Genomic DNA, 10051 nt, shown 5'->3' on the forward strand with positions numbered 1-10051 from the left:
CCGCTCTTGTTTTAATGATATCAATATTCCTTTATATGAATAGAGATAAATTTGTCTATGTAGGGTCAGTAAATATTATTGAAGTAGATTGTAGTAAAAAACGTCAAATTTTAAACGAAGTTTATGAAAGTGATCAAAGGATTAGAAAGTCAAATAAACTCATAAAATACGCTAAAGAAGATCACAAGAATCAAGAATTAGTAATTAGCATTATTGAAAAGTGTGGTATGCCAACATTAAAGGAAGTAACTCAAAAACATATGACTGCAATATGGTTAGGGCTACAACATACTACTGAAAAGCATAGAAAAAAGTATTTTCCTCAGATAGAGAAAGCTGTAAAAAATGGAGATTTATCTAAACAGCAATATGCATTGATGAAAGATAGAATCTTAATGGATGAAGGTGAACCTCAAATATATGGTTCACAGATAAAAAACGGTAAATTGTATAAGTTAGAAAATCCTGAAACTGTAAACGAAAGAAGAAAGGAAATGGGAATGGGAACAATAGAGGATTATTTAAAGACTCATTTCAACATTGAGTTTAATCCGAATTAAAACCACGACACTTAAGACGTGTAAAAAAACGCTTAATTTTAACTTAATCAAAGTAGTAGCTTTTTTATTCTCTCCTATTACCCATAACATAACAACATTCAAGTTATTACAAAAGACTCAAAAAACGATGAACGAAAACAACATAAATGAAAACTCATTTGATGAATTTGAAACGAATAAAAGAAGGAAAAAATTGCTTCCTTGGTGGATAAAAGTATTTTGCTGGATATTTATGATTTTTGGTCTTCTAGCTTTTGTTTGCTTACTCCTTGGCTTTACTAATATAAAACCATCTTTAGCATTTTATGGGTTTGAAACTAACGAACCTTTTTCAGTTATCGGAATGTTAGTAATTACAGTTGGAATCTTAAAAGGAATTACCGCATTTTCTCTTTGGTTTGAAAAAGATTTTGCAATTAAACTTGGAAAAATAGATGCAATCGTCGGCATCATAATTTGCGCAATTTCAATGCTGATTTTACCATACTTAAATGATGGCTTTAATATCCAAATTAGACTTGAACTAGCATTATTAATACCTTTTTTATTGAAACTAAATAAGATTGAAAAAGAATGGGAACGTATAACGAAATAAAAAAGTAAATTTCGCTTTTAAACAATTGATCAATTTAATAAAACCTAACTTCAATAAACGTCGATTCTAAGAAATTAAAACAACACATATCTTTCTGAAGTTATCAAAATAAAAGCTCGGAATAATTTCCGAGCTTTTTCATTACTTAAAGTTAATCTTCTAAATCATTTACATCAAAATCATCATTGTCATCAAAAGAATCTTCATCTTCTACATAATCTTCCATAACTTGTTCTAACTTAGAACTAATTTTAACTAAATACACGGTGTCTTCAGTTTTAACCTCAACCGCTTTTATGGTTTCTCCTTTGGCATTTTTAAAGGAAATAATATCGCTATAATCATATCCATCAGGATATTTATCTACCAACATATCTAATATATCAGTGGTTAACTTTGCGTACTCTACGATTACTCTTTTCATTTTATAATAATTTATTCAATTAGTATGAGATTCCTCAATCGTCAAAAAAGACTCATTTCGGAATAACACTCCGCTTTAAAATTAATATTCAACTTGTTATTTCTAATGAGAAAAGAATGAGCGAAGAGAAATCTCTATTAAGATTCCTCAATCGCCTAAAAATATCTCATCTGCCTTTCTAAGACATTTTTTGTGATTTTTTAATTATAAGTTAAAAATTAGCAATTCAGCTTTTATAATAAAAACATCTGCGATGCTACATTTCTAATAAATAAGCAAATATTAATGGAGCAACAATCGTTGCATCACTTTCTATAATAAACTTAGGCGTATCAATATCTAATTTACCCCAAGTAATTTTCTCATTTGGTACAGCTCCAGAATACGATCCATAACTGGTTGTAGAATCTGAAATCTGACAGAAATAGCTCCAAAAAGGAGTTTCTGGTTTTTCCATATCTTGGTATAACATTGGTACCACACAGATAGGGAAATCTCCTGCAATTCCTCCTCCTATTTGAAAAAATCCAATTCCGTTTTCTGAATTATCTGTATACCAATCTGCTAAAAATGTCATGTATTCAATTCCAGATTTTACAGTACTTGCTTTTAATTCTCCTTTTAAAACATACGAAGCAAAAATGTTACCCATTGTAGAATCTTCCCAACCAGGACAAATAATTGGCAAGTTTTTTTCTGCAGCAGCATACATCCAAGAATCTTTAATATCTATTTCATAATACTCTTCTAAAACGCCAGAAAGTAATAATTTATACATGTATTCATGAGGTAAATAACGTTCTCCTTTAGCTTCTGCATCTTTCCATATTTTTACAATATGTTTTTGCAAACGTCTAAACGCTTCTTCTTCTGGTATGCACGTATCTGTAACTCTATTTAGTCCTTTTTCTAATAAATCCCACTCATCTTGAGGCGTTAAATCTCTATAATTAGGAACCCGTTTGTAGTGAGAATGTGCTACCAAATTCATAATATCTTCTTCTAAGTTTGCGCCTGTACAAGAAATAATTTGCACTTTATCTTTACGAATCATTTCTGCAAAAATTTTCCCTAATTCAGCAGTACTCATTGCTCCTGCTAAAGAAACTAACATTTTAGAACCTTTGTTTAATTGTGCTTCGTACCCTTTTGCTGCATCTACTAAAGCTGCTGCATTAAAGTGTAAAAAGTATTTTTCTATAAATTCTGAAATTGGTTTTGTATTTGTATTAATCATTTTTAATTTTATTTATCTTTTTTAATTCAAAAAGATCTGTTCTTCTATCTTTTAAGTTACGTACACTTCCAAATTGATTTAAATCTTTTAATAAGTCTAAATCTACATCAGCAATTAAAATCATTTCTGTATTTGTGGTTGCTTCTGCTTTTATTCCGTTTGCAGGAAAAGAAAAATCACACGGTGTAAATACCATAGATTGCGCAAACTGAATGTCCATATTATTTACTTTTGGTAAATTACCAACACTACCCGCAATGGCAACATAACATTCGTTTTCTATAGCCCTTGCTTGTGCACAATGTCGTACTCTAGAATATCCGTTTTGTGTATCCGTTAAAAACGGGATAAATAAAATATCCATTCCTTCTTCTGCCAAAATTCTACTTAACTCAGGAAACTCAGAATCGTAACAAATTAAAACACCAATTTTACCACAATCTGTATCAAAGGTTTTTAACTCATTTCCTCCTTGCATTCCCCAAACTTTAGCTTCATCTGGCGTTACGTGTAGTTTTTCATATCTATCTGTGGTTCCATCTCTTTTACAGATATAACCAACATTATACAACAAACCATCTTTTAATTCTGGCATACTACCTGTAATAATATTAATGTTATAGGTAATTGCCAACTCAGAAAATTTCTGAACAATTATTGGTGTATATTTTGCCAATTCTCTAATTGCCTCAGATTCTGGAAGATGATTATTATCCGCCATTAAAGGCGCATTAAAAAACTCTGGAAACAAGGCAAAGTCAGATCTATAGGCAGAAACTGCATCCACAAAATATTCTGCTTGCTGCATTAATTCTTCTAAATCTTTATACAAACGCATTTGCCATTGTATTAAACCTAAACGAACTACTTTTTTCTTTATAACCGCTTTTACAGTTTCTTTTTTATAATACACATTGTCCCATTCTAATAAAACGGCAAAGTCATTAGAATCTGCATCTCCTTCTATATAGCCTTTCATCACTTTTGAGGGATGAAAATCATTAGAGATTTGAAAGTTTAAAACAGGATCATGAATTTCTTTACGTTTTACCTTTTCTATGTATTCTTTAGGTGAAATTGAATCTGAATGTTTGTGATAATTAGGAATTCTTCCTCCAAAGGCGATTCCTCTTAAATTTAATTTTTCACACAATTCTTTTCTATAATCATACAATCTTCGTCCTAAACGTAAACCTCTAAATTCTGGTTTTATAAAAACATCTATTCCGTATAAAACATCTCCAGAATTACTGTGCGTACTAAACGTATAATCTCCTGTAATTTCTTTGTATGTGTGATGATCATCAAACTTATCATAATCTACCATTAAAGACAAAGCACAACCTGCAAGCTCGCCGTTTATTTTTATAACAACCTGCCCTTCAGGAAATTTTGTAATTAATGATTGTATTTGAGATTCTTCCCAATAGGTACTTTGCATATTAGAATACACCTCAATCATTGCTTGTTTTAACTCTTGATAATCGTGAATTGTTAAATACTGCAATTCAATATTTTCTATATTTTCTATTTTCATCAGAAATTAAAAATCGTCGTCATTATCTTTAAATTTTGATAATTTGCTAAATGCATCTTTAGAATTATCATAATCTTCTTCATCTTCCATTTTTGAAGAAAATTTATAGCTTAACATTTTGTAATACAATTTTGCTGCTAAAAAGTCTGAAGATTTTTCTTTAGAATTTGGGCAAAGTTCAACCATATCAAAACCGACCACATTACGTTCTGTAAACACTTTTTTTAAGAATTCTAATGTTTCATAGTATAATAAACCTCCTGGTTCTGGAGTTCCTGTACTTGGCATAATTGAAGGATCTAACGCATCTAAATCAAACGTAATAAAAACATTACCAGTAAGTTGATCTAAAACATCATCCATCCAATCTTCATTTACAGCCATATCATGTGCAAAAAACACTTTGTCAAGATTCATTACTCTTTTCTCAGAAACATCCATACTTCTAATACCAACTTGTACTAAATTAGTATTTTCATTTGCTTCATAAACAGCACAAGCATGATTGCAAGAAGAGCCTTCATATTCTTTTCTTAAATCTGCATGCGCATCTATATGCAACACAGAAATATTATTGAAACATTCATTAAATGCTCTAATAGTTCCTATAGAAACGGAATGTTCTCCACCAAAAACAGTCACAAACTTATTTCTGTTGATATATTTTTTAGTAATCTCATGTACCTTCTCTACCATTTTCTCTGGCGAAGAATTCTCATAAATTGGATGTGCTAAATACACCCCTTCTTTATAAACTTCAGAATCTGTTTCAATATCATACAATTCCATATTTTCTGATGCATCTAAAAAAGCTTGTGGCCCTTTATCTGCTCCTTTTTGCCAAGTACTTGTTCCATCATAAGGAACTGGAATTAATACTATTTTTGATGTTGGTAGGTTTCCATATTCTTGTGGAATTCCTGCATAGGTTTTATTTGTTGCCATTTTATTTATTGAAGTATTATACTACTTCTTATTTTGTTAATGCTACTGTATTTTTTTCTTCTTTAACTGGTTCTCCATATCCTAAGATAGAAAGCATTTCACTACTTTTTTGTTGCTCTTTAAATATTCTTGTTGTGATATTTCCGTTTTCATCTCTGTCTATGATTAAATGTTTTGGATGCGGAATTAAACAGTGTTGTAATCCTCCAAAACCTCCAACAGATTCTTGATACGCACCTGTGTTAAAAAAGCCGATATATAATGGTTTTTCTTTTTCAAAAACAGGCAAATAGATTCCGTTTACATGTTGCTCTGAGTTGTAATAATCATCGCTATCACATGTTAAACCACCCAATAAAACACGTTCGTATTGTTTATTCCATTTATTAATTGGCAGCATAATAAAACGTTTATTAATTGCCCAAGCATCTGGTAAAGTAGTTATAAATGAAGAGTTTATCATGTTCCAACGTTCTCTGTCATTTTGTTTCTTTTGATACAAAATCTCATAAATAGCTGCGCCAGATTCTCCCACTGTAAAGCTTCCGAACTCTGTAAAAATATTTGGCACCTCTACTCCTGCTTCATCACAAGCTTGTTTTATTTGGTTGATAATTTCATCAATCATATATTGATAATCATAATCAAAACCCAATGAATTTTTTATAGGAAATCCGCCTCCAATATTTAAACTATCTAAAGTTGGACAAACTTTTTTTAGGTTGATGTAAACGTTTAAACATTTCATCAATTCGTTCCAATAATATGCGTTGTCTTTGATGCCTGTATTGATAAAAAAATGAAGCATTTTTAAATCTACTTGTTTGTTACCAGCTATTTCGCGCTCATAAAAAGAAACGATGTTTTTATAGCCAATACCAAGTCTAGATGTGTAAAACTCAAATTTTGGTTCTTCTTCTGAAGCGATTCTAATACCAACATTTATTTTTTTATCTGTTTCATCTAACAATAGATTTATTTCTTCGTAATTATCAATAATCGGAATTACATTTTTGTGACCAGAGTTTATTAAACCTCCAATATTTTTGATGTATTGATCACGCTTAAATCCGTTACAAATAATAAACGTATCGTCTTTTATTTTACCTTCTTTTTTAAGATTATTTACAATATCTATGTCAAAAGCAGAAGATGTTTCTATATGAATATCATTTTTTAAAGCTTCATGTAAAATGTGTTTAAAATGAGAGCTTTTTGTACAATAGCTATAAAAATATTTTCCTTTATAGTTATGTTTATTGATACTTTCTTGAAACCAATCTTTTGCTTTATTGATATTTTCTGAAATTTTTGGCAAATAAGTAAATTTTAATGGAGAGCCATATTCTTCTATTAATTCCATTAAATTAATTCCGTGCCAAAACAATTTATTATTTTCTGTTTTGAATTCTTCCTGAGGAAAATCGAACGTTTGCTCGACTAAATCTATATATTTTGTGTTCACTTTTACTTTTAAATTAATTGTACGATAAATCCGTCTGAACTAAAACAAAAAAAAGTTTTAGAATAGAAATTATAACCCTAATAAAAAGGATGTTATCACTGTAATATTTGCAAGTAAACTACGTGCAACTTTGAGAAAAGCTGCAATTCTTGAAGAATTGAAAATGGAGATACCTTAATTTTTTCGTTGCATTTCCAAAATGCCATGTAACTATCATTCTCCGATTGAGAGTTACTTCCGAAATAAGAAAAACGTAACATTTGACTTAAATAAGTTAATCAAATGTAAATTATTTTTGAATACAAAAAACAAAAGCAAAAAAAAAAATGAAAATATTTTTACTTTTAATTTTTCCTTTAAAACACTGCTATTATGGAGGGTAACTATGTACTTTTTAGATGTCAATATATAATTTAATTCTTAAAAAGACTTTCAATTTCTTCTTGTAACCGTATTTTAACTAACCAATAAAGTCGTGTGTACTTTTAAAAACACACTTTGCGTATTTATAAATTCTCTCTTTTATTCTTTCTGATTATGAATTAAAAAAGAACCTTATGCAGTATAAAAACTTAATAAAAGCCAATTTTCAAAAAAAAACATAAAAATCACTATATTTAAAAATCTATGAAAAAAATTACATTATTATTTATCAGCCTTTTTTTTATGACTTCTTATGCTCAAGAGAAACGATTATGGGCAAAGTCTTTTATGAATAAAAAAGCACCAGATTTAGTGGTAGAAAAATGGTTAACTAAAGTACCCAATACTAAAGATAAATTTGTTTTGATTGATTTTTGGGCAACTTGGTGTGGGCCTTGTGTGAAAGGAATTTCAGAAATGAATGCTTTTAGTAAAGAGTTTGCAAAAGATTTGGTTGTTATTGGTATTAGTAAGGAGTCTAAATTTAAGATTAAGAGATTTAAAAAGGCTACCATTAAATATTATAGTGCTATTGACACAAAAGGAAGAACGAGTAATGAGTTAGAAATTAAAGGGATTCCACATTGTATTATTATTAATCCTGATGGTATTGTTGTCTGGGAAGGTTGGCCACAATTAAATAACCAAGAACTTACTTCTAAAGTGATACAAAGTCTTATAAATGCTAATAAATAACCTGTTTTATTACTAGTTTTTAAATGACTTTAAAAATTTTTATGGTTACTAATTAATTTTAATATTATTTAAAAATACTTAACCTACAATCAATTACAAACCGTATAAAAGCTGTTTTAAAAACAGGTATTAATACCCCCTTTTTGTTTTAAGTTAAAAATAGTTAATTTTTTCACTACTTTTGCAATAACCAAAACTATCCAAATGAAACTTTTTTTTAATTACAAGAAACTAAAAACTTTACTTTTTTTAAATTTTAGGGCATAATTTTTTATTACTTTTTTTTTGAACCTATTTTTTAATCGTTATTATTTTAAAGATTAAAAATTTAGATAAAAATTGCTACATAAAATTTAACCATCAAATTATTCCCCAATTTGTATATAAATAATAAAGTACGGTTTTTACTCATACTATTTTGTGTTGTTTTTTTTCAAAAAAACTTCGCTCAAAAAATTTCTGAATCTCAAAAAATTAAACATGAACAAGTAGATTTCAAGTTGTTATATTATGAAAACAACAATAATGATTTTCATAAGAATGTGCTACTAAATGAGTTTAAAGAGATGCCAAAAAGCAATAGCTTTGGTGTTTCTAATGGTGAATACTGGTTTGAATTAACCGTAAATAAATCATTAAAAAACAAAGAACTAATTGCCTATTTACCAGTACATAATATAGGTGAAATTGGTATCTATAAATTTGTAGATACTAAATTAGAGTATCTAGTATCTACAGGAAATAATATTGGTAGAGAAGAAATTCCTGTAGATTATAAGTTTCCTGCTTTTAAAATTAATCCTGAAGAAAACCGAATATTTTATCTGAAAGTAAATTTCCAAAAAGAAGCTAACTTTCCTTTAAAAATTATCTCAGAAAAAAAATTTACTTCATATATTTCTAACAAACAAGTAATTAATAGTTTTTATTACGGTACTTGTATTGTAATTATCTTTTTAAATTTCTTTTTCTATTTAAAGTTAAAAGATAATAGCTACTTATTCTACATGCTGTTTCTTTTGTCTTTAATGATTACTTTTTTATTATATGATGGTTCTTTAATAAACCTATTTAGAGGAAATTCTTTCTATTATAAACTAGAGTTTTTAACTCATTTCTCTAACGAAATTTGGTTTTTATTATTCTCTATAAAGTTCTTAGACCTCAACAAAAGACATCCATTAATTACAAGGTTATTTTTTGTTTTTCCAGCATTAGTGCTTGTCTTTTACATATTATATTTTTCTACAAATAACTTTGTTTTTTCTGCAATTGGTGATTTTATAGGAATATCTCTATTCCCAATTTTGTGGTTTTTTGGGTTTTATTATCTAAAACAGATACCACATGCACGTTTTTATGTTTTAGGTTATTTACTAATCGTTCCTTTTGCCGTATTTTTTATTATAGGTTTTCCTTTTGGGTTTTGGGAAGTTCATGGAGAAATGCTCATTATAAAAATTGCAAGCTGGTTAGATATTTTTGTATTTACTTATGCTCTTAGCTTTAAAATGGATAATAGTGAATTAGAAGGAAATAAAAAAATAATAAGTCTACAAGACCATATTGAAAACCCTGAAACTGAATTGCCTTTAAAAAACGAACCTCAACCTAAAGAAACTTATTTTTATCTTTTAAGGGAAAATAAGTTAGTAATTAATCCGCTTACTTTAAGAGAAATTGACATTTTAAAAGCAATTTTCGAAGGCTTAAATAATACTCAGGTTAGTGAAAAATTATTTATCTCTAAAAACACGGTTAAATATCACGTTCGTAATATTTACAATAAGTTAAACGTGAGCAATAGAAATGAATTAAAAGAAAAAGCATCTTTATTAAAAAAACAACAAAGCACTCAAAAACAAATACTTAAGGTAGGTGGGTAGGAAAAACCACCCTAGTGTTTTTAGGAAATTCAACTTTCATTTAACATATTTGTATTTAAGTAAAAAGCAGGTGCCATAATTCAGTTTTTAAGCACCGCGTATTAATACCCGTTTTTAAACAGATTCTTTTTTTAACAGAATTTAACACATACTTTTACACTAACGAACCAAAAACTAACCTAAGTGATCCCTATATTCTTTTAAAATCTTATAAATGAATACACAATTCTTCTAGCTATTTTCTAACAGATTATAAACATCCTACAATTATTGAATTAATTGA

At 28.5% G+C, this 10051-nt stretch carries 9 protein-coding genes; 4 read left to right on the forward strand and 5 right to left on the reverse strand.

Features of this window, described 5'->3' with window-relative positions; translation table 11 throughout:
- Positions 1 to 35: 35 nt before the first annotated feature.
- Together BTO07_RS05530 and BTO07_RS05535 are read left to right on the forward strand one after the other, a co-directional pair.
- Positions 36 to 560: a DUF6624 domain-containing protein gene (locus BTO07_RS05530; RefSeq protein ID WP_087520284.1), complete on the forward strand. Its 525-nt coding sequence runs from the start codon at positions 36 to 38 to the stop codon at positions 558 to 560.
- A 127-nt stretch (positions 561 to 687) separates the two neighbouring features.
- Positions 688 to 1155, forward strand: coding sequence for a hypothetical protein (locus tag BTO07_RS05535; RefSeq protein WP_157663293.1), 468 nt, complete (start codon positions 688 to 690; stop codon positions 1153 to 1155).
- Positions 1156 to 1306: 151 nt separating this feature from the next.
- Here the strand turns inward: BTO07_RS05535 and BTO07_RS05540 are convergent, their stop codons facing one another.
- The 5 genes from BTO07_RS05540 to BTO07_RS05560 all read right to left on the reverse strand — a co-directional run bounded on the left by BTO07_RS05540 (position 1307) and on the right by BTO07_RS05560 (position 6763).
- A complete protein-coding gene (locus tag BTO07_RS05540; protein ID WP_087520286.1) occupies positions 1307 to 1579 on the reverse strand; it encodes a hypothetical protein in 273 nt (90 codons plus the stop codon).
- Positions 1580 to 1835: 256 nt separating this feature from the next.
- On the reverse strand, positions 1836 to 2816 hold the full coding sequence (locus BTO07_RS05545) for a deoxyhypusine synthase family protein (RefSeq protein WP_087520287.1): 981 nt from the start codon (positions 2814 to 2816) through the stop codon (positions 1836 to 1838).
- On the reverse strand, positions 2809 to 4353 hold the full coding sequence (locus tag BTO07_RS05550; protein ID WP_087520288.1) for a carbon-nitrogen hydrolase family protein: 1545 nt from the start codon (positions 4351 to 4353) through the stop codon (positions 2809 to 2811). The genes BTO07_RS05545 and BTO07_RS05550 overlap by 8 nt, the downstream gene beginning before the upstream one ends.
- A gap of 6 nt (positions 4354 to 4359) precedes the next feature.
- Positions 4360 to 5298 carry an agmatinase gene (speB, locus tag BTO07_RS05555; protein WP_087520289.1) on the reverse strand — a complete coding sequence of 313 codons (939 nt, stop codon included), beginning with the start codon at positions 5296 to 5298 and terminating at the stop codon, positions 4360 to 4362.
- A 28-nt stretch (positions 5299 to 5326) separates the two neighbouring features.
- Positions 5327 to 6763: an arginine decarboxylase gene (locus BTO07_RS05560; RefSeq protein WP_087520290.1), complete on the reverse strand. Its 1437-nt coding sequence runs from the start codon at positions 6761 to 6763 to the stop codon at positions 5327 to 5329.
- Positions 6764 to 7390: 627 nt separating this feature from the next.
- On the opposite strand from BTO07_RS05560, the gene BTO07_RS05565 reads away from it, so the two are divergent.
- Positions 7391 to 7882: a TlpA family protein disulfide reductase gene (locus BTO07_RS05565; RefSeq protein WP_087520291.1), complete on the forward strand. Its 492-nt coding sequence runs from the start codon at positions 7391 to 7393 to the stop codon at positions 7880 to 7882.
- Between the two features lie 566 nt (positions 7883 to 8448).
- The gene (locus BTO07_RS05570; protein ID WP_157663294.1) at positions 8449 to 9768 is read left to right on the forward strand and encodes a LuxR C-terminal-related transcriptional regulator; all 1320 of its coding nucleotides are present in this window, start codon (positions 8449 to 8451) and stop codon (positions 9766 to 9768) included.
- The last annotated feature ends 283 nt before the right edge of the window (positions 9769 to 10051 follow it).

This window comes from Polaribacter sp. SA4-12 (genome assembly GCF_002163675.1).
Classification (GTDB): Bacteria; Bacteroidota; Bacteroidia; order Flavobacteriales; family Flavobacteriaceae; genus Polaribacter.

What these genes read in the sequence shown, in the direction of transcription:
- BTO07_RS05530 (WP_087520284.1), top strand. Translation starts at nt 36, where the DNA reads ATGAATAGAGATAAATTTGTCTATGTAGGGTCAGTAAATATTATTGAA.
- BTO07_RS05535 (WP_157663293.1), top strand. Translation starts at nt 688, where the DNA reads ATGAACGAAAACAACATAAATGAAAACTCATTTGATGAATTTGAAACG.
- BTO07_RS05540 (WP_087520286.1), bottom strand. Translation starts at nt 1,579, where the DNA reads ATGAAAAGAGTAATCGTAGAGTACGCAAAGTTAACCACTGATATATTA.
- BTO07_RS05545 (WP_087520287.1), bottom strand. Translation starts at nt 2,816, where the DNA reads ATGATTAATACAAATACAAAACCAATTTCAGAATTTATAGAAAAATAC.
- BTO07_RS05550 (WP_087520288.1), bottom strand. Translation starts at nt 4,353, where the DNA reads ATGAAAATAGAAAATATAGAAAATATTGAATTGCAGTATTTAACAATT.
- speB (WP_087520289.1), bottom strand. Translation starts at nt 5,298, where the DNA reads ATGGCAACAAATAAAACCTATGCAGGAATTCCACAAGAATATGGAAAC.
- BTO07_RS05565 (WP_087520291.1), top strand. Translation starts at nt 7,391, where the DNA reads ATGAAAAAAATTACATTATTATTTATCAGCCTTTTTTTTATGACTTCT.
- BTO07_RS05570 (WP_157663294.1), top strand. Translation starts at nt 8,449, where the DNA reads ATGCCAAAAAGCAATAGCTTTGGTGTTTCTAATGGTGAATACTGGTTT.